The organism is Priestia sp. 40 (genome assembly GCF_049368575.1).
Taxonomy (GTDB): Bacteria; Bacillota; Bacilli; order Bacillales; family Bacillaceae_H; genus Priestia; species Priestia zanthoxyli.
Genome location: NZ_JBMPZA010000005.1, coordinates 427,753 through 453,756, shown reverse-complemented (window position 1 = coordinate 453,756; position 26,004 = coordinate 427,753). Strand labels below are relative to the sequence as shown.

Here is a 26,004-nt window from a genome sequence, read left to right as displayed (position 1 = left end):
ATGTTAATAAAGAGGTGGTTAGATGCTTCATGGCGTCTTGATTCGTTTGTTAAAGATATAGAAATATATTCAACTTTATGGCATTGGACATATTGGGTTGCTTTCAAATAGTCAGGTTAACGGGTACATAAAAGAAGGGCTGAATGGCGACGGACAAAATACAAACTAATTATTTTTCAGGTGGACAAGGCAGGCTCGCCTTTTATATATTGGGGATTAGGCCGTTTGCTTTTGTGTTTCACCAGTATGGACCTGATGAAACACACCCGAAGTTACAGTATCTCTCCCGTCGAAATAGAGTAGACTGCTAAAAGTACCTCGGTTAATTGAGGTACTTTTATAGGTTCTTATACAAAGAGTCTGTGATTAAAAACTGCTTAAAGCGTTTTTTTAATCGCGCATTGCGCCTGCTTCCCGAGAAGTCATTGCACCTTGTCCTTCATTTACGTCTCTTTGGATTTCTTGTTTTACTTGTTGTGCATTTGTTGCAGAAGCTGCTGATCTTTCAGTAAAACCAGCATTTTCGTTAGCCGATTGATTTTGCTGCATATAATCTCTCCTTCTTTTTTTATTCGTACAAAAAGGAAGAATGGAGATCCATTCTTCCTTCAGCCATCAATTATAAAGTTGTCTTAGAAACGTCCCCCGCCAAGTTGTTGCTCAGCTAATTGTACAAGACGCTTTGTGATTTCGCCGCCTACTGATCCGTTTGCACGTGCAGTTGTATCAGCACCAAGGTTTACACCAAATTCGCTAGCGATTTCATATTTCATTTGATCGATTGCTTGTTCAGCACCGTATACTAATAATTCGTTGTTGTTGCTGCTTTTGTTGTTTGCCATGTTGTGTCACCTCCTTGTTTTCCTTAAGTTTCCTAGAGGCCAAGAAGTATATACATGGTAATTTGTGGATGTTTAGACCTTTATCATTTCTTTATCATTTAATGATACTAAAGAGTAGAAACAAGTTACGCTGTGAAAAGTGGAATTACATGTTTCATTTCCTTGTGAAGAAAACTATACTCTTGCCATGTGTAGGAGAAAGAATGACAGTTCATTTGTCATTCTTTTTTTCATGTTCATGAGTATACTATTTGAATGACAAAGTACTAACTCTTTAAAGAGTTAGTCTTTGGATTAATAAAAATGATTGCTTTTTATAGCTATTTTAAGAATTGTGTTTAGTTATTCTTCCTCTGTAAATTCAGTTTTGACGTTTTAGTTTCCCCATTTCGTAAGACAATTAAGCATGTTGTACATGTCTTTTAGCAACAAGTATCTATTTAATTCTCGGGAAATAAAAATATAACTTAACCTTCCACTTATTTTATCTTCAAATTTTCAAACAATAAGGCTAGGAGGTGTTTTTATGCCAAAGAAAGACTTTAAAGGCGTTGATGATTCAGGAATTGCAGAAAGAGTGGATTATAACAACTATAAAAATAAAGATAGCAATAATGATCCTACGCTTAACCGTATTGTCGAAGAAGATGGGCGTGCTCTCGATCCGAGGGAAACCTTAGAAAATTTCTTTACTGACCTTGAAGGTGAAGAGCCACAAGAAATTACAACTTAATAAAAAAAGTAGAAAACGGCGGATCTTTTTTAGCGAAAAGACCTACGAAACGTAGATATTTTCATTAGAGAACCTGCTGTAAACGAGTTAAAATGGTTTGAAAAAACGAGGACTATTAATAGAGGTGAAGTTAATGTCGCATACAGAAACTGAACGAACAACGTATATGTATGATCCTTTCACTATACAAGGTCTTGAAATGAATATACCTAAAGAAGGCGAAGGCAGCCAACCGCTAATAACTCGTTCAGGACTGAGTAACTCTACGTTCAAAACAAATTTGAATAGAGAACATTTTGAACGTTATATTTATTAGCAGGAATATCCTGCAGCGTTTTATCTTATAAAAAGATCCTTCTATTTTCTATGCTAGAAGGATCTTTCCACTAAATATTCTCATTTCAGTATAGTAAATCAACTGCTTATTCCTAACGTATTGGAGATTTCATCTTGGTTTTAGGTGTGGATAGGTAATAAAAGTGGTTAGTGTTTTTTTATATATACTGTCTGTACATCCATTGTAGAAAGGATTTAACGAAATGCAGAAGCAAACCTTACTTTTTAATTTAGACGATACGCTTGTTCACTGTAATAAATATTTTAGAGACACCATAAATGCCTTTGTGGCTCAATTGCAGGAATGGTTTGAGAATCTGACTAAGGAAGAAATAAAACAAAAGCAGTTAGAGATAGATTTAAAAAGTATCGAAAAGTATGGCCTTCACTCTTCCCGATTTCCAGAATCATTAGTAGCTACTTATTTATTTTTTAGTGAACAAAATCATCAAGATATCCATGAAGATAGAGTCGAAAGAGTCAAAAAAATTGGTCAAAGTGTATTTGAAGTACCGATAGAGCCTTTGCCAAATATGTATGAAGTATTAGATAAACTTAAAGAACAAGGACATAATCTCTACTTACACACAGGTGGAGACGAGGAAAACCAAGGTAGAAAAATTGTTCAGCTAGAGCTAGCTAAATACTTTGAAAAAAGGGTGTTCATTTCTGAACAAAAAGATACACCTGCATTAAAAGAGATACTAAACCAAATTAAGTACGATCCAAAAAAGACTTGGATGATTGGCAATTCATTAAAAACCGATATAAGACCGGCAGTAGAAGTTGGAATACATGCGATTCACGTGCCTTCTGAACTGGAGTGGAGCTATAACCAAGTTAAAATTGATATTGCGCCAAAAGGTAAATTGATAACCGTTCATTCACTGCTGGAAGTTCCAGAAATCATCCAAAAGCACGCTCAAGAAACTGTTTTATCCACCTAACATGAGGTCATATGTAAACACAATATACAGAAACAGCTAACCGTTGATTAAACCTTACTCAACAGTAGCCAGATAAAGTTCTTATGTTTTTTCTAATCAACTCACATACTATACAGAGGAGGTGACTGATATGGCAGGTCAATCTAAAGAATCAGAAAAGATGATATGTGAAGATCATAATTCTCCAGTTGATGAAAGAAGCTATGATTTATACGAAGCGACGCGTAATTCACTTTTACGTAATGAATTAGACGATAAAAACAAAACCATTTTAAATAATATTGATAACGCAGCGATGGATGTTAATCTTGAGGAAAAATAGGCATTAAAAAACCTTTTATTTCTTAGTCTCATACTGGTCAAAATGTGTTTGTACCAGTGGTGCATCCGAGTCATACCACAAATGTTTATCAAAAAAATTATAAATATATGCACTCATTCCCGCATACAGAATCCGTTGTATGCCAGGAAACGCACCAACATTTTTGTGCTCCAAGCTGTCCTCCTAGACCTCGTCCTTGGTGCTGATAGCCAAAAAAGCTCCTTCATTTTAACAATGAAGGGTTTTTACTATGTGAAATTTAGGATGTTATTTAGCTATCGTTAAACAAAGTAGCCTATTTTTGACCAAAATCCAATCGATATGAGCTATGTCTACATATAATACCTTAACCCATGTATATTTAGAGTTTTTTCCTTTAGTTAAATACCACGAAAAGAGGTGTTTGTATGTCTAGTTATGGTGGAGCTGGTTCTGGTTTTGCTTTATTAGTTGTCCTGTTTATTCTTCTTGTCATTATTGGATGCAGCTGTTATGGCCGCGGATTTGGCTATTAATAACAATAAAAAAGTCTTTCTCTAATGTGAGAAAGACTTTTTTATTCTAGGTTGTGGGGGGGCTCTTATACGCAATAGAACTGATTGGGCGGAATTCAAACAATCTATTGCAGAGAGAGTAAAACTCATATATGGGTGGGATCTGAGGATGCTTCATTGTATGTAAAATAAACTAAAAGGTTATTATTTTTTTATTTATAGTGATATAAAACGTAGTCTATCCACTTCGTGGAGCAAATTTCGTTTTTCATCATATGCTAAATGTATGAACGAGAAGGAGGTGAAGTTTATGTTCTTTGGCGGTTATGGCGGAGGTTGTGGCTATGGTTATGGCGGCGGCTGCGGTTACGGCGGCGGCAGTGGTTTTGCTTTAATTATCGTGCTGTTTATCTTATTAATCATTATCGGCTGTGCTTGTTGGGGAGGATTTGGCGGCTGCTAATTATTAGCCTGCCTTTATCTCTAACTTAAAAAAGTTAGCTTTATGCTAGCTTTTTTTATTTGTTAAATTTGTACATTTCTAGTGATTATGCCTTATGTCTGCTGTGTTAACCAATGGTTTACAGCTTGTTACTAAGCGTTTATGGAATTTTTTACATATTTATTGTAAGCTAAGCCTTAGAGGTGATGAGAGTGAATTTAGGGGAACAGCTGCAGAAGTTAAGAGAAGAGAAAAAGATGTCCAGGGAAGAATTAGCTGGGGAAATGAATGTATCTAGACAAGCCGTCTATAAGTGGGAAAATAATAAAGGGTATCCTGATATTGAGAACCTTATTAAGTTAAGTGAGCTTTATAATGTGACGTTGGATGAATTGATTAAAGGGGATCAATCATTTCAAAGCAAAATAGCAATTGATCGAAAAAAAAGTGAGGATTTTTCAGATCCTGGTTTTGTGGTTGGAATCATTCTTGTATTCGTAGGATTATTTTTAGATTTAGGTAAATTTTCAGCCGGGGTTACCATACTAGGTTTTCTAACGATGTTTTTTTATGAGGATTTAATGAAAACGTTTTGGAGTATAAAAAGGGATTTTAAGGAAGGAAGGTAAGTGGACAGGCTTTAAGAAATCTTAAAGCCTGTTTTTTTACTTGTAGTCATAAAAACATTAACATTGGTTATTATTTTCTTTTAGAGGGTTTATTAAATATGAGTAATATAGATAAAGATGTTAGTAGTAAGAAAATGAACGGTTTTCCACAAAATTTCGTAGTCTAATTCACAGTTTCGTCTGTAAACGAATGGTTTACGGGCAATTACCATACGTTTTCAACTCTATGATTTTTTGTATGATTTAGGTTTTTATGTTAAGTTATGGGTATCCTTCAATTGTTTTAGAAAGGAGTTAATTTATATCTTAAAAACAGTAGTTGCTTCAATCATTGCGGGTGTTTTATTTAGCTTATGTGCAAAAGTAATGATGCATACAAGATGGTCAAAGTATTTTCTAAAAGCAAATGAAGCTACTCATAGGCCAATAAACTTTGTCCTTCAGGGAGCTTTGTTTGCGATTATCATGTTTATTATGCTTTTAATTGTAAAACCTTTTACATAAGAAAATAGTGTTATAGCTAAAGGGATCAATTCTTAAACATTCCTATTGGTTACCAACATTCTTGCCTGGGAAATGGGGCGATGTTGTTTTCTCTACTGAACCAGATATATACGGATATTAACAGTTTTTAGAAAGGAGTATTGGATGTTAGGTAAAGCACTAATTACAGCAATTATTGGAGGCGTTCTGTTTCCTTTGTTCTTCAAGCTATTTACCCGAAAATCCTTAGATAAAAAACTACTAGCCCTGTCATTCAAGGATTTTTCTTCGCTGTTATCTTCTTTATGATCCTTATCGTTACAAAAACTTTCAGCTAAAGTCATACCGCAGATAATCTTTGTTCTATTATAGATTGCTGAGAAAGGAGATTAAGTGAATTAAGTACACTCAAACCCAAGGAATACATATATTCTTTGGGTTTTTTATAAGATTTTAAGAATATAGCCTTCTTTCACTTAGAGACATTAAAACGATAATAATGAGCATGTACGCATAGTGTCACAAGATTTAATGGTCTTTAAATATCTAAAAATAAATTTGTGCAAACGATTGCATTGAATTATTAGTTTATTATATAATGTTCAAAGAAAAGTATTCTAATGTTTTTAATAATTAGATTTTGTGAAACTTTTAAGAATGTATAAGCGATAGTCAGCAGATTACGGATGAACAGATAGTGAAAGTTTTTAAATACTCAAACAGCATTTTTAGACCCGGACTATCAGTTGTGCCGTATTCCTGAAGTAATCTAGCAAAATAGAAAACAGTCAGCCAAAGACATTAGCATTTATAGTATTTATCGTTATTTTGAAAACGTTAACAACAAACACATGTTGTAATATTTTAAAATCAGACCATTTATCTTTTGCGGCTGTTAATTAGATCATAGGAGGCAGTTATGTTAGGAGAAAAAATCGTTGAAACCAGTGAAAAAAGCTTTCAGCCAAACTTACCTTATCTACCCATCAGTACAATATGGCTAATTAGTTTTGGGTTTTTGGGTGTACAAATGGCATTCTCATTGCAGAGTTCAAATATGGGACGCATATTCCAAACAATCGGTGCTGATCCAACTACATTAGGCTTTTTCTTTATTTTACCGCCGTTGGCCGGTTTAGTGGTTCAGCCCTTAGTTGGTTATTTTTCGGATCGTACCTGGATGCCAAGGCTTGGCCGTCGTATACCTTATCTGCTAATTGGAGCAATTGTAGCCGTAATTGTTATGTGCTTGCTGCCAAACGCCGGCAGTTTTGGTTTTAGTGCAGTGGCTGCCATGACTTTTGGAGCTATTACTATTTTATTTATGGACGTATCATCAAATGTAGCCATGCAGCCGTTTAAGATGATGGTTGGAGACATGGTCAATGAAGAACAAAAAGGTTTTGCTTATTCTATTCAAAGTTTTCTATCAAACAGCGGTGCTGTGCTAGCTTGTATTTTCCCTTTTGTGTTAACGGTATTAGGTGTGTCAAATAGTGCACCAAAAGGAGTAGTACCGCAATCAGTTGTTATTTCATTTTATGTTGGAGCCATTGTATTAATTATTTGTAGTTTATTTACAATACTTAAAGTGAAAGAATATTCGCCTGCAGAATTTGCAGCATACCATGGTATTACGGATGAAGCTACAAAAGAAAATGTAAACGTTTTTAAACTGCTTCGCAACGCTCCAAAGGTTTTTTGGACGGTCACACTTGTTCAATTTTTCTGCTGGATGGGCTTTCAATATTTATGGACATACGGTACAGGCGCAGTCGCTGAAAACGTTTGGTATACGACCCAGCCGTCTAGCTCAGGTTATCAAGCAGCGGGCAACTGGTTTGGCATTTTATCAGCTGTACAATCGATTGCGGCAGTCATTTGGTCACTGGTTTTGTCCCGCGTAGCCAACAACAAACGTAAGCCAGCATATGCCTTTAGTTTACTGTTAGGTGGTATTGGTTTTGGATCTGTCTTTTTTATTCACAATCAATGGACGCTGATTGCTTCATTTATTTTAATTGGCATCGCTTGGGCTGCTATGATGACGTTTCCGTTTACTATGCTTACCAATGCCTTGTCAGGAAAGAATATGGGAACATATCTAGGATTATTTAATGGCAGTATTTGTTTACCGCAAATTATAGCTTCTTGCTTGAGTTTTGCTTTGTTCCCAGCAATCGGATCGTCTATGACAGGGATGATTTTAATTTCAGGTATTTTACTTGTTACGGGAGCTGTGTCTGTTTCAATTATTAAGGAAACATACTCAAAGTAATCAGCAGCTGTGCGCGTGGTAAAAGAGTAACGTGATTTCTTACGTTTCTTGTCTTCAAACTGTTGACTCAAACCTATAAAAATCTTATTTTTAAGTCTATTATCATGATAAAATGTAAACGAATTCAATCTAGTGAAAAATGTAAGAACAAGAATGGAGAGCAGATAAATGAAAACTGAAAAAGAAAAAATGGTGGATGGCGAGCTGTATTTTCCAGCAGACCAAGAATTAGTAAAGGACCGGGAAGATGCAAGAAGGCTCGTTCGTTCCTTTAACGGTACAGATGAGACGGATTATGAAAAGCGTACAGAGTTACTAAAAAAACTATTCGGTTCAACTGGAGAACGTATCTACCTTGAATCCAACTTTCGATGTGACTATGGATACAACATTCATGTAGGCGAAAATTTTTATGCGAACTTTGACTGCACACTTTTAGATGGAGGACGAATTACGATAGGGAAGAACTGTATGATGGCTCCAGGCGTACATATTTATACGAATACTCATCCTGTGGATGCAGAACAGCGAATTACAGAAGTTGAATATACCAAGCCTGTCACAATTGGAGACAATGTATGGATTGGAGGACGGGCTGTCATCAATCCAGGCGTTACAATTGGACATAATGCTGTAATCGCTTCCGGATCTGTTGTGATAAAAGATGTTCCAGATAATGTAGTAGTGGGAGGGAACCCCGCAAAAATTATAAAAAAGTTGGATTAATTTTTACTAGCTAAACATTGTTTATAAATTAACTAAAAAATAAAGAGTTATTCCCGATAGAAATGAATCTTTCTGTAAAAATCAATATCTGTTTTTAAAAAAACAAAATGTTCGAGCAGCACTAAACCTATGGATACTCAGCAGGTTTAGTGCTGTTCTTTTATGTTGAGATTATCACTTTATTTGACTGCAAGTCATAGCATCTCTAACTCAGCTTTCTAAAAAGATCTTATAATAAGGATGTTTTCTACCATTTTTACACTGCGCGGGAATTTTCATTTATGTGTACGTGTAAAACGGATTAAATTATTCTAAATTCCGATCTAACAATATGCCAGTTTGCTCGGCTATTACATCGGTTGGAACGTGCATCCCGTTTTTAAACCACCATTCTACGGTCCCTACAACGGCTGAGGCAAAGAATTGAATAACAACCTCTTTACGCAACCCTTTGTTTTCTCCTTCAGTTGTATCAACTTCAGGACCATACTCTTGGATGACTAAATCGAGAAAACGGCTGCGGAAATAATGAGCGCCTTTACTTTCTAACATGGTTGAAAAGAAGAGGTGATGGGTCTCAAAATATTCAAACCAAACATAATTTCCTTCTTGAAACGTCATATCAGCAGCCGAATGGCATAGTTCTTGGAGATTGTTCATATGCTCTTCAATCATCTTATCTAATAAATCATATTTATCCATATAGTGAAGATAAATAGTTCCACGGTTAACGTTTGCTTTGTCAGCAATATCTTGAATAGTAATGTCATCAAAACGTTTTTGGGTCATTAATTCAGTTACTGCGTTTTTTATAGCCTCTTGGCTTTTGAGTATTCTTCTATCCACTTTCGCCATTTTAAAAACCTCACTTTTTTTAAAAGATATTCAACAATACCTCTTCATTTGTTGAGTAATCAACGAATCGCCTTCAATTAACGATTGAAAGGATCTTATTTGCTTTTATAATTATAGACAGATGTTGATTAATCAATCAATATTGATTTATTTTTAACAAGCAGATAGATACTTTTAAAGTATAAAAAAATAAACAATTCAAAGGAGATAAAAAACATGTTTAATGAAACGTATAAATTATCAAACGGTGTAGAAATTCCGCTATTAGGCCTGGGTACTTGGCTGCTTGATGATGAACAGGCAGCGCAGGCAGTTCGTGATGCGGTATCTAGCGGGTATCGTCATATTGATACGGCACAAGCTTATATGAATGAAGCTGGTATAGGCGAAGGAATCCGTTCATGCGGTGTTGCAAGAGAAGAACTTTTTATTACAACAAAGGTTGCTGCAGAAGCAAAGACTTATAAGGAAGTTACGGAGTCCATTGATGAGTCTTTAACAAAGATGGGGCTAGATTACATTGATCTTCTAATTATCCACAGTCCCCAGCCTTGGACGGAGTTTAGAGAAGAGAATCGCTACTTTGAAGAAAACAAAGAGGCATGGAAAGCAATGGAGGATGCTTATAAAGCAGGGAAGGTAAAGGCAATCGGTCTTTCTAACTTCCTTCAGGATGATATAGAGAATATTCTTTCAAGCTGTGAAATCAAGCCTATGGTCAATCAAATATTGGCACATGTGAGCAATACGCCTTTAGAATTAATTGAGTTCTGTCAGAAGAATGGCATCTTAGTAGAAGCATATTCACCAATTGCACACGGTGCAGTTCTTGGTAATGAAGAAGTGAAGGTAATAGCTGATAAATACGGAGTGTCTGTTGCTCAGCTTTGCTTGCGCTATGATATTCAGCTTGGTCTTGCAGTCATTCCTAAAACTGCAAATCCAAATCATATGAAAGACAACGCAGAGCTTGATTTTGTGATCAGCGATGCAGATATGGAAATTTTGAAAAATGTCGAACCTATTCAGGATTATGGTGAGCACAGCTACTTTCCGGTATTTGGCGGGAAATTAAAATGAACGGCTAACGAATGAGGAATTTTTATAGCAATGAATGAGCCAAGAGATACAACTATGAATGATATGATTGGAGGAATCAAAATGGCAAAACATGAAGAAGTAAAAAATGGCGTTATTTTCCCAGTAGGTGAAAAGAATGAAGCGTATGCACAATTTTTTGTTGGACAAAGTTATCTCCAAACCTTAATCGCAGATCCTAAAGTGAACGTTGGAGTTGGAAATGTAACCTTTGAACCTGGATGCCGCAATAACTGGCATATTCATCGTGATGGATTTCAGCTTCTATTAGTAACAGGGGGCGAAGGTTGGTACCAAGAAGAAGGAAAACCTGCACAATTCTTAAAAGCTGGAGATGTTATTGTTACGCATGATGGTGTAAAACATTGGCATGGTGCTGCAAAAGACAGCTGGTTTGAACACATTGCCATCACTGCGGGTACGCCGGAATGGTTAGAGCCAGTAACGGATGAGGAATATAACAACATAAAATAATTAGATTGTATATATCCTAGAAGCAAAAGCCCTACTGATTATTCCTAATAATCAGTAGGGCTTTTATTATAAATTCAAGATGTCATAGGGAATAGCCTTAACGCTATAAAAGTTCACCAATTGATTTGTTTTCCATCTTTAAAAAAGCCTCCGGAAGGTCCTTCAGGTCCAATCGTTGCCAACCAAAGGATAGAACTAGCAGCTTGCTGTGGCGTTCTTGGAGCCGATGGTCCACCCATATCCGAGCTTACCCATCCCGGATCGACCGCGTTAATTTTGATATCATTGGTGCTTTCTGCAGCTATTAATTGCGTTAAGCCATTTAGAATAAGCTTAGATAACTTATAAGCGCCTACTCCTGGAGAAGACATTTCACTCATGGCTCCATATTCGGAGGAAACATTAATAATTCTTCCGTAGGCTTGCTGTTCCATAAGGGGGATAAAGGAACGGATTACATGGTAGGCACCGAAGAAATTCGTTTCTAGCGTTTTCTCTAGAACAGAAGGCTCCATATCTACTAACTTTTGATTTTCATCTAAATATATGCCCGCGTTATTAATTAGCACATCCAATCTTCCATATTGTTCACTTACTGTAGCCGCAGCTTGACCGATACTTGTTTGATTGTTTATATCCATTGTCAAAAATGAAACATCAAGATGAGAGTCTTTAAGTTTTTGCACGGCTTTATGTCCGTTTTTTGAATTACGGCTCGTCAAAATGACCTTAAAACCTTCCACCGCCAATTGTCTCACTAGTTCATATCCAATACCGCGATTTCCGCCGGTGACAAGTGCCACTTTAGTGTGGTTTTCCATTTTAATTCCTCCATTTTTTATATATTAATGCTGTAAGCATTGATTAGAACAGATTTCTGCTTTTCATAGATGTGTAATAAAAGAAAACAAAGGGATCCTACTAGGGATCCCGAAAGAAAGTTGCGTTGATGTCTTATTTTGAAAGTTGACTTACAGGACGTTTCATGTAACTTCTTGGTAAAATAAATAGTACGCTCAATACTAATGACAAGATCCCCACTAGTACAACGTATTGTATACCCATTCCTGATATAAACATTCCACCCACGGCTGTACCAATCGTTGTTCCTAAGTTAACGGATGCTAAAAATAATCCATTCGCGAAATCAGGAGCTTCTGGAGCTGCTGATGAAATCCAGTATTGATTAATATTCGTTCCTATACCAGCAAATATTCCCCAAACTAAGGTCATGATAGCCATCGGCCAAGTAAACTGTCCGGCAAAGAATAAAATGATGTAAACGACTCCCAATGCGAAAGGAAAAACGACTACAGTTTTAATGGCGTTTTTCGTAAGTAATTTCCCTGCGATAATGTTTCCGATAATATTTGCCACACCGTATAGCACCAACATGAAACTAATTAATTTACCAGAGATGTTCGTAACGCTTTTAAGATACTCAGCAAGATAGCTATATACCCCAAATACTGCTGAATTGATTAAAAGGACAGCAATAATCGAAAGCCAAGTAACGGGTTTTTTTAATACGCTGAGCTGTGCTCCGTATGAAAGTCTTTCTTTAACAGGCATTGAAGGGAAGAATGCCCACGTAGCAATAAATACTATCGCGTTAATAACAGCAAAAAACGTCATTGATAGTTGAAACGAAACTGTGCTTGCAAGAAAACTTGCGATTGGTACACCAAGTACCATGCCTGCAGATACGCCAATAAAGACTTTGGAAACAGCTTTTGGAGCGTCTTCTTTGCTGACGGAGTTCGCTGCCATTGTAAAAGCTGCGGAAAAATAAATTGGATGAAAGATAGCTGGAATCACACGCGCAATGATGGCAATAGCAAAGTTAGAAGTAAAGATAGAAATAATGTTACCTAAAACGAAAATACCAAGTACAAGTAACATTGCCTTCTTACGATTGACTCCTGAAAATAATAATGGCATCGTTGGACCGGATATTGACACAGTAAGCGCAAAGAGACTAACCAGCCACCCTGCCTTTGATACACTGATATGAAAGTGGTCAGCAATGTAGGGCAGTATCCCTATAACCCCCATTTCGGTATTGATAATACCGAAAGCTCCTAGGGTTAAGACAAATAGAAGTAACTTATTTTGTTTAGACATAAAATAAAGATCCCTCTTTCTAAAAAATGTTGTGTTCTAGTTGCTGTAAAGTGGGGTGGTTAAAGGTGTATTGTAATGTTTTCACTTAGTCACTTTTTCAATTCTAACTGTAAAAGTACCGTCAACATTTTCAAAATTTTCCTTTCCAGATTCAATTTGACCTAGTATGATAAGGTCGTTTGTAGCATCCTCAAAATCTTTGTAAAAAATAGCTACATTTCCCCAAGGAGCGTAATAAGCAAAGTCTCCTTTTTTGGATAAGTCTTCGGCTTGTACATCATCTATAGATAATCTTTTTTGTAAAATACTAATTTTCTCTTTACCTATATAATCTTCAAACGTTACTGTCAAAGGCAGTTGAGCTAGAAAATCCTTACTTATTGGGTTATCGTACATTCTTACTACTACTTCTTTGTTGTCGAATGTTAATTTTATTTTTGCATTTGAAATATTATCTTCTTTTGATTGTTCTGGTTCCCGGTTTAAGTTGTCATTTGCATTATGATCTCTGTCGGTTGCAGATGAATTATTGTTGCCACAAGCGGCGAGGGCAAGGCTTATTGCTAAGATAGAAGTGAGACACAACAGCTTTCTCATTTTAAGCTCCTTTCCACTTTGAATAAGTAAAGGTGTTGCTTTTGTGATATAACCTTCTGTGTTATTCATTCTAACGTCTTCTTTTTAATATAAAAAATACTTATATCTTATATCATGATATGTTTGATAAGCATTTCTGGAGTGTATATACTAAAGCTTATGAAAGGAGGAGGGGGATATGGAAATTCGAGTTTTGCGGTATTTTCTTACGGTTGCAAGAGAAGGAAACATCACGAAGGCCGCTAATGTTTTGCATGTGACACAGCCAACTTTGTCTAGACAATTAAAAGACCTTGAACAAGAGTTGGACAAAAAATTATTTATTCGCAGCAGTCACAGTATCATTTTGACAGATGAAGGAATGCTTCTGCGAAACAGGGCAGAGGAAATTGTTAATATGGTCGATAAATTAGAGGCGGAATTTAGTTCGATGGAAGAAACAATAGGTGGTGATGTCTATATAGGAGGAGGAGAAACAGAAGCAATGAAACACATTGCACGAGTAGCAAAAGATGTACAGTTACGTTATCCAAATATACGATATCACCTCTACAGCGGAAATGAAGAAGATATAACGGAACGGCTTGACAAGGGATTGCTTGATTTCGGTATTTTAATTCAGCCAGCCGATATTTCAAAATATAATTATCTTAATATGCCTGCCAAAGATGTTTGGGGCGTTGTGATGAGAAAAGACAGCCCTCTTGCCCTCAAAGAAAGCATTCAAGCTGCAGATTTATTAAACGTTCCACTGATTTGTTCACGACAGGCCATGAAACAGACGTTTTCAAAAAATGAATTTGCGGATTGGTTTGGCGAAGATTTTCATAAATTAAACATCGTCACTACATACAATCTTGCATATAATGCGGCCATTATGGTTGAAGAAGGCGTTGGATATGCAATAACACTTGATAAAATAGTCAATACGTCTACTAATAGCAATCTTTGTTTCAGGCCGTTGCAGCCAAGGCTTGAATCAGGTTTAAATATTGTGTGGAAAAAGCATCATGTTCTTTCGGCCGCAGCTGATGCCTTTTTAAAAGAGCTGCAGGAGGAATTTGCACACACTTTAAACTGACAGAACATCGGTCTAGCACAAATAAATGGAGTAAAACAGCTCCCAGGTAATTTATAACCGACTAGAACATTTTAATGAAAGTTAACGTTGAAAACCGAGGGTAGTAAAAAGGCAGCTGATTAATTAGATACAATTAAATTTGCATTATCGCTAACAAAAAAAGACTTCATAGCTAGTGAAGTCTTTTTTGTTAGGAATTAGCCTTTTATTAAAGGTAAAATTAGATATAGATCTTTATTGCTATACTCAAGCTTCATCTTTAGTTGGAAGATTAAATTTCTGGGTTAAACAAGAGTATTCATTTAGTGTAGATTATATGGCTGAATAAATGGTTGAATATATTAAGCTTTTTGTAGCAATCTACTTAAAACAGTCATGAAATTGGCTGGTTTTTATTGTTAAAAAATGTGAAATAGCAGTTGCTTTATTCTTGAACTTATTACAAAAAATCAAATGAAATTGATCCATTTCTATCAATTGTGGCGGAAACTGTTAAATTTTATCTTAAAAAGTGATATTCTTACAGAAATTCAATCAGTATGCTTTCAAAGCTATTTGTGGATTTAATTTTTACAGTATAAAAAATATTGAGAGCCATGATTGTACTCTTAAACTAAGGATGAGCAATTTATGAACAAACTTGTAATACCAGCTATACTCGTTATATTCGCTTTGTGGATCTTATTACAATTAGCTTTAGATGGGAATATCTTTAAAAACCCGCTAAATTATTTTATCTTAATTATGGTTTTCTTTTTATTTATCAAACAGGCAAAAGAAAAATAGCTTGGCATGATCGCTGCTGAGTAGTCTATAGTTATAGGCTGCTTTTTCTTTTGGCCGCGTTAAAAATAATTCCATCTATAAGCTAATTAGAAAAAGAAGGTTAAACCTTGCTTTATAAAAAATACCTTACGACTGTAAAAATGGTTAAAATTTTAAAAATATTAAACAGTACCTTGCAATAAACAATAGCTGATGATATATTGTAATTATTAGGAAATCATTGCAAGTCAGTACTGTACAATAAACAGTAGTGGACTTTAAAAAGAAAAGGGTGAAGAACAGTGAACGTGCAATTTAAAAAAGGAGTTTTAGAGCTTTGTGTCCTTGTATTACTTGATAAGAAAGACCGCTATGGATATGAATTAGTTCAAAAAATCTCTGATCAAATTGAAATATCAGAGGGGTCCGTATATCCTCTTCTCCGCCGATTAACGAAAGAAGAATACTTCACAACGTACTTAAAAGAATCTACAGAAGGTCCTTCGAGGAAATACTATCAGCTTACAGATAAAGGAAGAGATTATTTATACGAACTTGTCGATGAGTGGAACGAGTTTTCAAGAGGTGTTAATCAATTAATTAAAGAAGGTGTGAACAATGTCAAAGAGTAATTTTTTACAGCAATTAAACGAATCCTTAAAACCATTATCCTCAAAAGAACGAGCAGATATCTTACAAGATTATGAAGAACATTTTTCCATTGGCTTAGAAGAAGGAAAAACAGAAGAAGAAATTGTAGCGTCGCTAGGCTCCCCGAATCAAATAGCCAAAGAATTGCTGGCAGATTATCATGTTGAGCAAGCAACAGCTAAGGCAACAACTCAAAATATTTTAAGAGCCACTTGGGCCGTAATTGGTTTAGCTTTTTTTAATGTAGTTATTGTGCTTGGGCCCGCCGTTACATTAGCTGGCTTCATTTTGTCAGCTTGGGCAATAGGTCTATGTTTCTTGCTATCTCCTATTCTAGTTCTTGGTGAAGCTATTGTGCATTCAAGCGGATTTTTTCTCTTTAATTTTTTTATGTCGTTAGCATTTTGCGGACTTGGATATTTCATTATGCTAGGTATGTTCGTTGTAACGAAGCTAGCTATAAAAGGCTTTGTACGTTATCTGAAATACAATGTATCATTGGTGAAAGGCGGTTTAAAACGTGTTGAATAAAAAGAAACTCTCCGTTCTTGCAGGCATTCTCATTCTTATTGGGGTCATAGGAAGTCTCCTTACTTATCGTGCTATTGATCCTGAACCTATTTCAAAAGAAAAAACGATCAACAGTAATCAAGTATCTAAAGTAAACATCGATACGGATAATACTCGTGTTCATGTGTATCCTATCAAAGGTGATAATATCAAAGTAACCTTAAAAGGAGAAACATCTCCTAATATAAAAAGAGACTTCACTACTGACGTTAAAAATTTAACGCTTTTCATCTCCTATAATGAACAGCAGCGCAGCTGGGTCAATTTTGACATTGTTAGTGTATTAAAACCGCTATCTATCAACGTTTATCTGCCTGAAAAACAGTATAATTCATTGGGGATTTCCAGCAACAACGGATATGTGTCTGTTAAAAAATTACGCGCAGCAGATGTTTCTGTTCGTGCAAACAATGGACGTGTGGAATTAGGGGACGTTGACTCAGAAAGCCTGAATACAAACGTACACAATGGACTCACAAGCATAAAAAATGCTACGGCAAAAACAGTTGGAGTAAAAGGAAATAATGGGAAAATAACGCTGAGTAACGTGCAAGGTAGTTTAAAAGGCGAAACGCATAACGGAAGTATCGCTCTCGAAACAGAAGAACTTGATCGAGATATTGACTTTAAAACGAACAATGGAAAGATTAAGATTACGACGGAAAAAGAACCAAGTAACGTTCAATTTAACGTTTCTGTCGACAATGGAAAAGTCGATATTCTGAATAAATATGATAGGGACGCTGTTATTGGAAAAGGAAAGAATATTATTAAACTAGCTACCCACAACGGCAATATTTCAGTAGTAAAGTAACTATTTGCTATAACTAAATTAAAAAGGTTTCACTCATTTAACGTTAATGAGTGGAACCTTTTTTCTATGCAAGTGTAATAAGCTAAAAGCTTGTCACTGTACGCACAAAAAGGCATTAATGTCATATTTTTTTGAATTTTTATTCAAATTAATTTATAATTTGTTAAGTGAATGCAGAATAAGGTTCTAATAGAACAATTACTCCAAAACTTGCGTGCTAGAAAAACAAGCTGTATTGATTTTAATCTGAATATTATTAATAGTTTAATTAACTTTGATATCACGCAGGAATGAGAGGGGAAGCATTTAAAAAAACTACTTTAGGGGGAACAACATGATATTTGGTGTATTAAAAGATAATAAAGTGGGAGAGTATCGAGTAATTATGACACCTGTGGAGGTTGCTGCTATTAAAGATGATGGTCATACGGTTCTTGTTCAAAAAGATGCGGGCGTACTAGCGGGATTTACGAATGAACAGTATGAAAAAGAAGGGGCGGAAATAGTAGAAACAACAGAAGAGATGTATGAAAGATGTGACTTTATCGCCAAAGTTAAAGAAATTGAAGAAAATGAGTATAAGCTGCTTAAGGAAAATCAAATTATCTATACGTGTATACATCCAGCTGCACACAAAGAGCAGGTACAAGCTATACTCGATAGCAAATGTATTGCGTTCACAGCAGAGGATTCTCATAGATTTGGTTCAGTTAACTGTGAAGCAGCGGGAAAACAAGGTGCATTAATGGGGCTGCAAGCCATGCTGACGATTAACGGCGGGAAAGGAAAATTTGTTAGTGGCTTAGCCGGAGCCCCTGGTATGAAGGTACTTATCCTTGGAGGAGGACTAGTAGGAAGGTCGGCGCTGCAGGTACTACATTCTTTAGGCGCGTGGTGTACTGTAATGGATATCAATTACGGAACATTAAGAGATATTGGCAAAACGTATAATGAAAAAGTAAATACGCAGCTATCAACTAAGCAAAATATTAAAAAATTGCTTCCTGAAATTGATATGGTGATTAACTGTGTTAAATGGCCAAAGGAACGCGAAGATTATTTAATAGATCGTGATATGCTCAATTTAATGGAAAAAGGATCAGTTATTGTAGATATTAGCAATGATACTGACGGTGCAATTGAGTCCTTCCGTGAAACAACTCATGAAAATCCTACATATATCGAAAATGGTGTCGTTCATTATTGTGTCAGCAATATTCCTGGAGCTATTGCTAATTCTACTTCTGTAGCTTATGCGGCATCTGTATTGCCACATATCCAATCTATCCTAAATTCAGGTGTGAAATCAGCCTGTATTAAAGACGGATTTTTAAGACGAAGCTTAACCGCTTATAAAGGATACCTTACACATGAAGAAACAAGTGCTATCCAAAATAGACCTTGGATCAAACCAGAAGACGTATTACATATACAAGAAGAAAAACTAGACCCAGCACCACCGGCTACATCAACAAGATCAACTAATTTTTTAAGCATGTAACGTTACGAAAGGAGGATATGAATGACTGTATATACGATACTAGTAGATTTTGCTTGTGCCAGCGTCTTGATTCTAATAGGCATGCTGCTTCGCGCAAAATTTAAATTTATTCAAAGAAGTTTTATTCCGGCAAGCTTATTGGCAGGTTTTTTAGGTTTAGCACTAGGACCTAGCTTTCTAAATGTTCTACCTTTTTCTGAAGATATTAGCTCCTATGCAGGAATCATCACCATCTTTGTATTTGCGGCAGTCGGGATAAACGGATTTTCCTTTTCACCCGGCAATATGAAAAAGGATATTAATCGAATGGGCGCATATGCCACTTATAAAATTCTTTGTATAGGTCTTCAAATGTCTATTCCAATTGTTTTTTCGATTTTAGTGATTTCAAAGTTTGCCCCGGAGATTAATAACGGATTTGGTTTACTTTTAGCAGCCGGATTTTATGGAGGTCATGGAACGGCGGCAGCGGTAGGTACAACCTTTGAAAATTTAGGATGGGAAAATGCAACTGACTTAGGAATGACAGCTGCTACCGGCGGTATTTTAGCAGGTATTTTTGGTGGACTTATTTTTATAAAATGGGCAACGCGAAAAGGTTATACTCATTATGTAAAAGACTTCTCGGAAATTTCGGAGGATTTAAAAACAGGATTAGTTCAGCCTAAAAATAGAACGGCAATGGGAAATGACACGATTTCACCAATTGCCATGGATCCATTAGCCTTTCATTTAGCATTATTAGTTGTGCCATCAGGTTTGGGCTACCTATTAAATAACTATATTGCTACTGCTTGGGGACTAGAATTCCCAACGTTTACAATAGCATTTTTGATAGCACTGCTTATGTACATATTGCTAGGCAAAGGAGAAAAAGGGGTTTACAAATACGTTGATAGTAAGATAGTCGATCGTTTAGGCAGTGCAGCAACTGATTTTCTTGTATTTTTCGGTGTAGCATCAATTAAATTACCTATTGTTGTTGAATATGCACTTCCGCTTGGTTTATTAATGCTTTCAGGTATAGTAGTAGTGGTGGTGATGCTAGTCGTAATTGGACCTGCTATGAACTATGAAAGCTGGTTTGAACGTTCTATATTTGTGTATGGCTATTCAACAGGTGTATTCGCTATCGGACTTACATTACTAAGAATTATTGATCCTAACAATAAATCAAAAACACTTACAGACACAGCGGTAGTTGGACCGCTTAATACACCGTTAGAATTATTTGCCTGGTCAGCAGGGCCTGTTATGCTGCTAAGCGGACAGCACTGGACGTTTGTTGGGATCTTTGCAGGCATATCTATTCTATGTTTCATCATAGCTAGAATCTTCAAATGGTGGCACTGGAAGGTTCCTTTAGGAGAACGCCCTCCTGTTCCATTAGATAGAAATGAAAGCTTTATCCGAATATCGGGAGAACATATTGAAAAATAACGTATATTAAATAAAATATGCATACTGAACTAATTATATTTATATCTTATGAACGAGAAACAAGAGCCCGTAAACGGTATGTTTACGGGCTCTTACAATGCGATGAGAAGCTTGTAATAGAGCAGGATAAATTCGTCAGTTTTCTAACATGATTCTTATTTTTCTTAATTAACGGATTGTTGGTACTGGACCTATATTAAGCCGATTGTCTAGATATTTGTAGTCTCCGTAAGTAGAAACCTTTAAATTATACCTTCTTTTACTCGAAAACCGGAATATTTTTCAAAGTTGTACGATACTATTTTCTGATACAACCTATTCCTACAACAGGAGCTTTCTTCGTTTCACCTATAAATCGCTATTGAAAGGAGCAAAAGTAAATGAAACGAAATGTTGTGTATGGCTTATTACTAACAGTGTCTTTAGTATTTGCGATTTTTTTAATTGTTGATTGGCGCCAGTACGAAAATGGGTTAGAACACGCTATTAAACCTGCTGATAAAAGCTATGAGAACAGCGAAAACTATATTTCTGACAAACGTATGATAGATGTAATTGTAAAGCTAACGGAAGAAAGTCCTGCAACATTTGGAACAAGATTAAAAAGTGCACAAAGAATAGACGAGAAACGTGTCCATGTGAATACCAATAAGTTGGAGGGAACTATTGAGTTAAAAGATATAGAAGGTAAGACCGTGGTATGGCGTGTCCTAGATAACACATCCCATCATTTAATTATAGAAAGCAAGAACTGGGGAAATGAATAAGGGACCTGATGATGTTTTTTCTTATGAAAACAGGCTGAGACAAAAGTATGCTAGTGGTGTCTCAGCCTGTTTATACTTTTGTTACCGATTGTTCTTAAAGCACCAAAATAGAGGAGGAAAGATATTTTTGATTAATACTCATTAAAATATTCTTGAATCTTTTTAGGGTCCTTTGTTTTCGTTAAAGCAAGCATTAAAAGAATACGGGCTTTTTGTGGATTTAATGAATCGGATGTAACAAACTTATCTTTATCATCTGATTCTTCATGTGTCACAACCCCGCTTCCTACGCGGCTAGATCTAACAATAACTATGCCTTTTTTTACCGCATCTCTAGCACCTGTTAGGGCAGCATCAGATAGCAGCCCATTTCCTGCTCCTGCGACGACTATTCCTTTTGCTCCGGCTTTTACGGCCGTATCATAAAAGTTCCTAGAGTCGTTTTGATACCCATATATGATGTCTACTTGAGGAAGCTTATCTAATTTTGATACATCGAATATTGATTGCGCTGTATGCTTACGAGTTGCTTTATTATAAAATAATACCTGATCTCCAGCTATTTCTCCTACATATCCCTGTTCAGGAGATTTAAACGTATCAACTGCCGTTGTATGCGTTTTTGTTATATAGCGGGCTGCGCCAATTCGATCGTTAAGCGCTACTAAAACGCCGTTATTTCGTGCTTCTTTTGTAGAAGCAATTTTCACTGCATTATACAAGTTTAGCGGCCCATCTGCACTTATAGCGGTAGCTGGTCTCATTGAACCAACCACAATTACAGGTTTTTCACTTTTTACTACTAAGTTTAGAAAATAAGCCGTTTCCTCCATCGTATCAGATCCGTGTGTCACGACAATCCCGTCAACGTCCTTAGACGCTAATAGTGTATTAATTCGTTTTGCTAACTTTAACAGAATGGTGTTATCTATATTTTGACTTCCGATATTTACGACTTGTTCTCCGCTTACATTCGCTAGTTTTTTTAACTCAGGAACAGCTTTAATGATGGTTTTAATATCAAGAGCTCCTGATTCATATCCAGTTGTGTCTGTGCTGCTCGCAGAAGAGCCTGCAATTGTACCTCCAGTGGCCAAAATCTTTATATTGGGCAGCTCTTCTTTCACTGAATGTTTTACAGTCATTTTAGAATCATTTACTGATGCATTGACCAATGATAAAGGTCCCGAAAATAAGATAACGCTTGATAAAAAGGTGATAATTACTATTGTTTTCAGTTTCATCGTTACTTAGCTCCTTTTACGCAAAAGACATATAACGGTATTATTGGTAAGGTGAATTTAAAATATCCAATCATTTGTCCGCACAAAGAATAAATAGATAAACGCATTATTCTTATGAGATCCTTCTTGTTTTTTCTGTTTTCTAAGATACATGATATAAACGCAAAACGGATTTCAGAAAGGGGTAAAGCAGTCTAGTAGCATCCAGATTGCTTTGTCATTAGTTATTCGTCTGCTTGATGAATGCGCTCCTATATATTTAGTGTCTAGAGATTAATTCACTCATTAGCCTGTTTAAAGCAATGTGCACGATATCGCGTTCTGTAGATTCCTGTATAAAAGGTAGATTTCTTTTTTCTTTTTCTCTTAACAATTTTCTAATCTTCTCACATAAGTGAACTTGAGAATCTAAAAGCTTTATTTCTTTTATATCTTCTATTTGTTTAGACATGAGTTCGGCTCCTTTATAACCTTTTAAGGAACTAGTCTATTTTAAAAGATGGAAATCCTTTCGCTTTTTTACCCATTTAACATAATGTAGTCTCTATATAGGGATGAAAATAATGATTTTAATAGGAACGTTTATAAAAAAAATCCTTACTGCAGCAGGGAAGGAGTCATTATTGATATAAGACATGCTTGATATTTATACGGTGAGAGTTGTCTTATTTACTAAAATTCAGGCATATGATGTTTGTTCAAAGTCACATATTACTATAGCTTTTGAAATTAAATTTTAACATTTTAAAATAATTATTGAAATTTAATTTCAAAGGCGTTATTCTGTACTTGAGAACGATTTTAAACAAAAACAAAGATAGGATGATAAGTAATGCTTGAACATTTAACTACTGAGACTCGTAATGAAAAAACAATGAATCTGGATGAAATGTCCATTTTTGATTTTCTTACAACCATGAATGAAGAAGATGAAAAAGTTGCGAGTGCGATAAAAAAAGAACTTCCTTCTATTGCAAAAGCTGTAGAAGCTATTATAGAAGCTAAGAAACAAGGGGGGCGCCTTATTTATATAGGTGCAGGAACTAGTGGCCGCATCGGCTTGCTTGATGCTGTTGAGTGTCCGCCTACATTTGGTACAAGTCCAGATGAAGTAGTAGGCTTAATTGCCGGCGGAGAAAAAGCCTTTATTAAAGCAGTAGAAGGAGCAGAAGATAGTAAAGAGTTAGGCATGGAAGACTTACAAAACATTCGACTTACTAAGGCGGACATTGTTGTGGGGATTGCAGCAAGCGGTCGTACACCTTATGTCATTGGAGCATTAGAATATGCTAACTCAATTGAAGCTCAAACAATAGCAGTTAGCTGCAATAAAGATTCTGATATTGGAAAAGTAGCAAACATTGCAATTGAAGTAGTAAATGGTCCTGAAGTATTAACAGGTTCTACTCGCTTGAAAGCCGGAACAGCACAAAAATTGGTTTGTAACATGCTTTCGACAGCTTCTATGGTAGGTATCGGAAAAGTGTATGGAAATCTAATGGTAGACGTTCAGCTGACGAATGAAAAGCTCGTAGAACGCGCAAAACGAATTGTGATGGAAGCAACTTCATGCACGTATGATACGGCAGAAGAGTACTTAGCAAAAGCAAATTGTAATTCTAAGCTTGCTATAGTCATGATTTTAACAGGACTTTCATATGAGGAAGCTTTACATTGCTTAGAACAAACACAAGGATTTATCCGTCAAGCAATCGTGAATTAAGTAGCGAAACTATAAGGGAGATGGGAACAACTATGAGCAAACATCATCAAACAGCTAAAGAACTGCTTCAAGCTCTTGGAGGCAGTTCTAATATAGCGAATTATACACACTGTATGACAAGACTCCGAGTCACACCGGTGAATCATAATAGAATTGATGAAGCGAGTATAAAACAAGTGAAAGGAGTGGTAGGGGTTGTCGATGATGATACGTATCAAATTATTCTAGGACCAGGAGTAGTTACGAAAGTTGCTGAACAATTTGGTATTGTACTTCAAGAAGATTCAACAGCTCCTTCGCAAGAAAAAGCTTCATCTGAAGATTTGACTTCAAAAGGTGCAGATATGAAATCTGAGCTGAAAAAGAAAAACAATACGCCATTTAAAAATTTTTTACGAAAAGTTGGAAGCATTTTCATCCCTCTCATTCCAGCATTCGTAGGCGCAGGTTTGATAGCTGGTATTGCTTCTATTTTAGCCAACAGCATAACCGCGGGAGACCTTGATAAAGATAATTGGCAACAATACGTTACGATTCTTAATGTGATTAAAAATGCAATTTTCAGCTATTTAGTTATTTATGTAGGGATTAACGCAGCAAAAGAGTTTGGGGCTACTCCGGCCCTAGGTGGAGTTATCGGAGGTATCACCCTTTTAACGGGAGTTACAGAAGAATTTCCTATTATGAATATCTTTACCAATCAGCCTCTAACTGCTGGGCAAGGCGGGGTAATTGGCGTTTTGATTGCTGTATGGTTACTCTCATTTTTAGAAAAATTCTTACGTCGATTTATTCCCGATGCAATCGATATTATTGTTACACCTACAGTTGCTCTTCTGATTGTTGGATTGCTAACGATTTTCTTTATTATGCCTTTTGCAGGTCTAATTTCTAGTAATTTAATTGGAGGCATAGATTGGACTCTTGAACGTGGAGGGGTTTTTGCAGGTTTTGTACTAGGAGTGGCATTTTTACCATTGGTGATGCTAGGTCTGCATCAAGTATTAATCCCTATTCATATTGAAATGATTAACACAGCTGGTATGACCATCTTGCTTCCGATTCTTGCCATGTCTGGTGCTGGACAAGTAGGTGCAACTTTAGCACTTTGGATTCGTTGTCGTAAAAATAAATCACTTGTTACCATTATTAAAGGGGCTCTTCCTGTCGGAATATTAGGTATTGGAGAACCACTTATTTACGGAGTTATTCTTCCATTAGGACGCCCGTTCATTACGGCTTGTATCGGTGGAGGAATTGGAGGAGCCGTAATTGGAATGTTCGGAAACGTTGGTTCCATCGCTATCGGTCCATCTGGTCTAGCTTTAATTCCATTAATTGCTCACGGTTTATGGCTAAAATATATCATTGGCTTACTTGCAGGATATGCTGGAGGATTCATCTGCACATATTTATTTGGCATACCAAAAGAGGCTATCACAGAAGGCTCTAATAACAAAGAAGTACCTGAAGCGAAGACAAAAACTGAAGTTGCTGCAACAGGTGAGAAAAAAGAAATGAACGATACAACTTTAGAAAGCGCATTCAAACTTCCGTTTGATGGATATATTGTGCCTCTAGAAGGAGTCCCTGATGCCGTTTTTTCTTCAAAGATGATGGGAGACGGTTTTGCCATCGAACCAACTAATAATACTCTTGTTTCTCCTATCAACGGGGAGGTTGTTAGCATCTTTCCTACAAAACATGCCATAGGTCTAAAAACAGATCATGATCTAGAGTTATTAATTCACGTAGGGTTAGAAACAGTGAACTTGAATGGGAAAGGGTTTACATGTCTAATTAAAGAGGGAGAAAAGGTTACACAAGGAACCCCGCTTTTAAAAATAGACCTAAACTACATTAAAGAAAATGCTAAATCACTTGTTACACCAATCATTTTTACAAATTTATCTGAACATAATCAAATACAGTTATTAAAAACAGGGTACAATGAGCAAGGTATAACAAATATTATTGAGCTAGTTTCTAAAAAACAGTAAGTTAATTAAATCTAATTGATTATTTAAGGGTACTTTTCTACATAGAAGAGTACCCTTTTTTACTGGCA

General features: G+C 36.0%; 30 protein-coding genes and 2 pseudogenes. 24 read left to right on the top strand and 8 right to left on the bottom strand.

All coding sequences use genetic code 11. The features are described 5' to 3' along the window. Window positions 1-67 precede the first annotated feature (67 nt). Window positions 68-169: pseudogene (locus ACO1DI_RS03380) on the top strand (esterase); the annotation flags it as partial. A 221-nt stretch (window positions 170-390) separates the two neighbouring features. Here ACO1DI_RS03380 and ACO1DI_RS03375 read toward each other — a convergent pair. Then, window positions 391-549, bottom strand: coding sequence for a hypothetical protein (locus ACO1DI_RS03375; RefSeq protein ID WP_181170488.1), 159 nt, complete (start codon window positions 547-549; stop codon window positions 391-393). 83 nt (window positions 550-632) lie between these two features. Continuing rightward, a complete protein-coding gene (locus ACO1DI_RS03370; protein ID WP_013058452.1) occupies window positions 633-842 on the bottom strand; it encodes an alpha/beta-type small acid-soluble spore protein in 210 nt (69 codons plus the stop codon). 526 nt (window positions 843-1,368) lie between these two features. Here ACO1DI_RS03370 and ACO1DI_RS03365 point away from each other — a divergent pair. The 10 genes from ACO1DI_RS03365 (at window position 1,369) to ACO1DI_RS03320 (ending at window position 8,232) form a co-directional block, all read left to right on the top strand. After that, window positions 1,369-1,575 (top strand): hypothetical protein, encoded by a 207-nt coding sequence (locus tag ACO1DI_RS03365; protein WP_423145091.1) that lies wholly within the window; start codon window positions 1,369-1,371, stop codon window positions 1,573-1,575. A gap of 133 nt (window positions 1,576-1,708) precedes the next feature. Next, window positions 1,709-1,891, top strand: a complete 183-nt coding sequence (locus tag ACO1DI_RS03360) for a hypothetical protein (protein WP_423145090.1) — start codon at window positions 1,709-1,711, stop codon at window positions 1,889-1,891. Between the two features lie 223 nt (window positions 1,892-2,114). Beyond that, the gene (locus ACO1DI_RS03355) at window positions 2,115-2,858 is read left to right on the top strand and encodes an HAD family hydrolase (RefSeq protein WP_115654655.1); all 744 of its coding nucleotides are present in this window, start codon (window positions 2,115-2,117) and stop codon (window positions 2,856-2,858) included. A 130-nt stretch (window positions 2,859-2,988) separates the two neighbouring features. Next, window positions 2,989-3,180, top strand: a complete 192-nt coding sequence (locus ACO1DI_RS03350; protein WP_423145089.1) for a hypothetical protein — start codon at window positions 2,989-2,991, stop codon at window positions 3,178-3,180. A 44-nt stretch (window positions 3,181-3,224) separates the two neighbouring features. Beyond that, window positions 3,225-3,386 (top strand): CotD family spore coat protein, encoded by a 162-nt coding sequence (locus ACO1DI_RS03345; protein ID WP_223260195.1) that lies wholly within the window; start codon window positions 3,225-3,227, stop codon window positions 3,384-3,386. 201 nt (window positions 3,387-3,587) lie between these two features. Further along, window positions 3,588-3,695 carry a YjcZ family sporulation protein gene (locus ACO1DI_RS03340; protein WP_016766356.1) on the top strand — a complete coding sequence of 36 codons (108 nt, stop codon included), beginning with the start codon at window positions 3,588-3,590 and terminating at the stop codon, window positions 3,693-3,695. A gap of 289 nt (window positions 3,696-3,984) precedes the next feature. After that, window positions 3,985-4,137, top strand: coding sequence for a YjcZ family sporulation protein (locus ACO1DI_RS03335; RefSeq protein ID WP_013058439.1), 153 nt, complete (start codon window positions 3,985-3,987; stop codon window positions 4,135-4,137). 191 nt (window positions 4,138-4,328) lie between these two features. Next, window positions 4,329-4,745 (top strand): helix-turn-helix domain-containing protein, encoded by a 417-nt coding sequence (locus ACO1DI_RS03330; RefSeq protein ID WP_209367518.1) that lies wholly within the window; start codon window positions 4,329-4,331, stop codon window positions 4,743-4,745. Window positions 4,746-6,147: 1,402 nt separating this feature from the next. Beyond that, window positions 6,148-7,506, top strand: coding sequence for an SLC45 family MFS transporter (locus ACO1DI_RS03325; protein WP_209367509.1), 1,359 nt, complete (start codon window positions 6,148-6,150; stop codon window positions 7,504-7,506). A gap of 168 nt (window positions 7,507-7,674) precedes the next feature. After that, complete coding sequence (locus ACO1DI_RS03320; protein WP_071271887.1) at window positions 7,675-8,232, top strand: sugar O-acetyltransferase; 558 nt, start codon at window positions 7,675-7,677, stop codon at window positions 8,230-8,232. Window positions 8,233-8,538: 306 nt separating this feature from the next. Here ACO1DI_RS03320 and ACO1DI_RS03315 read toward each other — a convergent pair whose 3' ends face one another. Further along, window positions 8,539-9,087, bottom strand: coding sequence for a TetR/AcrR family transcriptional regulator (locus ACO1DI_RS03315; protein ID WP_209367505.1), 549 nt, complete (start codon window positions 9,085-9,087; stop codon window positions 8,539-8,541). 216 nt (window positions 9,088-9,303) lie between these two features. Between ACO1DI_RS03315 and ACO1DI_RS03310 the strand changes: the two genes are divergently transcribed. Both ACO1DI_RS03310 and ACO1DI_RS03305 read left to right on the top strand, forming a co-directional pair. Further along, window positions 9,304-10,167 (top strand): aldo/keto reductase, encoded by an 864-nt coding sequence (locus tag ACO1DI_RS03310; protein ID WP_116740279.1) that lies wholly within the window; start codon window positions 9,304-9,306, stop codon window positions 10,165-10,167. A gap of 81 nt (window positions 10,168-10,248) precedes the next feature. Continuing rightward, window positions 10,249-10,659, top strand: a complete 411-nt coding sequence (locus tag ACO1DI_RS03305; RefSeq protein WP_042992438.1) for a cupin domain-containing protein — start codon at window positions 10,249-10,251, stop codon at window positions 10,657-10,659. Between the two features lie 113 nt (window positions 10,660-10,772). Here the strand turns inward: ACO1DI_RS03305 and ACO1DI_RS03300 are convergent, their stop codons facing one another. The 3 genes from ACO1DI_RS03300 to ACO1DI_RS03290 form a co-directional block, all read right to left on the bottom strand. Beyond that, window positions 10,773-11,480, bottom strand: coding sequence for an SDR family oxidoreductase (locus tag ACO1DI_RS03300; protein WP_182421234.1), 708 nt, complete (start codon window positions 11,478-11,480; stop codon window positions 10,773-10,775). Between the two features lie 133 nt (window positions 11,481-11,613). Continuing rightward, window positions 11,614-12,783: an MFS transporter gene (locus ACO1DI_RS03295; protein WP_423145088.1), complete on the bottom strand. Its 1,170-nt coding sequence runs from the start codon at window positions 12,781-12,783 to the stop codon at window positions 11,614-11,616. 81 nt (window positions 12,784-12,864) lie between these two features. After that, a complete protein-coding gene (locus ACO1DI_RS03290) occupies window positions 12,865-13,449 on the bottom strand; it encodes a cyclophilin-like fold protein (RefSeq protein ID WP_423145087.1) in 585 nt (194 codons plus the stop codon). Between the two features lie 109 nt (window positions 13,450-13,558). Here ACO1DI_RS03290 and ACO1DI_RS03285 point away from each other — a divergent pair, with 109 nt between their 5' ends. The 8 genes from ACO1DI_RS03285 to ACO1DI_RS03250 all read left to right on the top strand — a co-directional run bounded on the left by ACO1DI_RS03285 (window position 13,559) and on the right by ACO1DI_RS03250 (window position 20,969). Beyond that, on the top strand, window positions 13,559-14,461 hold the full coding sequence (locus ACO1DI_RS03285; RefSeq protein WP_423145086.1) for a LysR family transcriptional regulator: 903 nt from the start codon (window positions 13,559-13,561) through the stop codon (window positions 14,459-14,461). A 630-nt stretch (window positions 14,462-15,091) separates the two neighbouring features. Then, entirely contained in the window at window positions 15,092-15,247 is a 156-nt protein-coding gene (locus ACO1DI_RS03280; RefSeq protein ID WP_423145085.1) for a hypothetical protein, read from the top strand. Between the two features lie 281 nt (window positions 15,248-15,528). Next, complete coding sequence (locus ACO1DI_RS03275) at window positions 15,529-15,858, top strand: PadR family transcriptional regulator (protein ID WP_028409849.1); 330 nt, start codon at window positions 15,529-15,531, stop codon at window positions 15,856-15,858. Continuing rightward, window positions 15,845-16,408, top strand: a complete 564-nt coding sequence (locus ACO1DI_RS03270) for an HAAS signaling domain-containing protein (protein ID WP_209367501.1) — start codon at window positions 15,845-15,847, stop codon at window positions 16,406-16,408. The genes ACO1DI_RS03275 and ACO1DI_RS03270 overlap by 14 nt, the downstream gene beginning before the upstream one ends. After that, entirely contained in the window at window positions 16,398-17,261 is an 864-nt protein-coding gene (locus tag ACO1DI_RS03265) for a DUF4097 family beta strand repeat-containing protein (RefSeq protein ID WP_226701546.1), read from the top strand. The genes ACO1DI_RS03270 and ACO1DI_RS03265 overlap by 11 nt, the downstream gene beginning before the upstream one ends. 334 nt (window positions 17,262-17,595) lie before the next feature. Continuing rightward, the gene (locus ACO1DI_RS03260) at window positions 17,596-18,762 is read left to right on the top strand and encodes an alanine dehydrogenase (RefSeq protein WP_014458820.1); all 1,167 of its coding nucleotides are present in this window, start codon (window positions 17,596-17,598) and stop codon (window positions 18,760-18,762) included. A 21-nt stretch (window positions 18,763-18,783) separates the two neighbouring features. Then, window positions 18,784-20,202 carry a sodium/glutamate symporter gene (locus tag ACO1DI_RS03255; RefSeq protein ID WP_217027011.1) on the top strand — a complete coding sequence of 473 codons (1,419 nt, stop codon included), beginning with the start codon at window positions 18,784-18,786 and terminating at the stop codon, window positions 20,200-20,202. Window positions 20,203-20,582: 380 nt separating this feature from the next. Further along, a complete protein-coding gene (locus ACO1DI_RS03250) occupies window positions 20,583-20,969 on the top strand; it encodes a hypothetical protein (protein WP_423145084.1) in 387 nt (128 codons plus the stop codon). 131 nt (window positions 20,970-21,100) lie between these two features. On the opposite strand, the gene ACO1DI_RS03245 is transcribed toward ACO1DI_RS03250, so the two are convergent. Beyond that, complete coding sequence (locus ACO1DI_RS03245; RefSeq protein ID WP_423145083.1) at window positions 21,101-22,213, bottom strand: type II asparaginase; 1,113 nt, start codon at window positions 22,211-22,213, stop codon at window positions 21,101-21,103. Between the two features lie 259 nt (window positions 22,214-22,472). Further along, window positions 22,473-22,664, bottom strand: a complete 192-nt coding sequence (locus tag ACO1DI_RS03240) for a hypothetical protein (RefSeq protein WP_316910279.1) — start codon at window positions 22,662-22,664, stop codon at window positions 22,473-22,475. 381 nt (window positions 22,665-23,045) lie between these two features. Between ACO1DI_RS03240 and murQ the strand changes: the two genes are divergently transcribed. The 3 genes and pseudogenes from murQ to ACO1DI_RS03225 all read left to right on the top strand — a co-directional run bounded on the left by murQ (window position 23,046) and on the right by ACO1DI_RS03225 (window position 25,936). Further along, window positions 23,046-23,936: an N-acetylmuramic acid 6-phosphate etherase gene (gene murQ, locus ACO1DI_RS03235; RefSeq protein WP_423145082.1), complete on the top strand. Its 891-nt coding sequence runs from the start codon at window positions 23,046-23,048 to the stop codon at window positions 23,934-23,936. 32 nt (window positions 23,937-23,968) lie between these two features. Further along, window positions 23,969-25,375: pseudogene (locus ACO1DI_RS03230) on the top strand (PTS transporter subunit EIIC); the annotation flags it as partial. 78 nt (window positions 25,376-25,453) lie between these two features. Further along, window positions 25,454-25,936: a PTS sugar transporter subunit IIA gene (locus ACO1DI_RS03225; protein ID WP_243550272.1), complete on the top strand. Its 483-nt coding sequence runs from the start codon at window positions 25,454-25,456 to the stop codon at window positions 25,934-25,936. Window positions 25,937-26,004 lie beyond the last annotated feature (68 nt).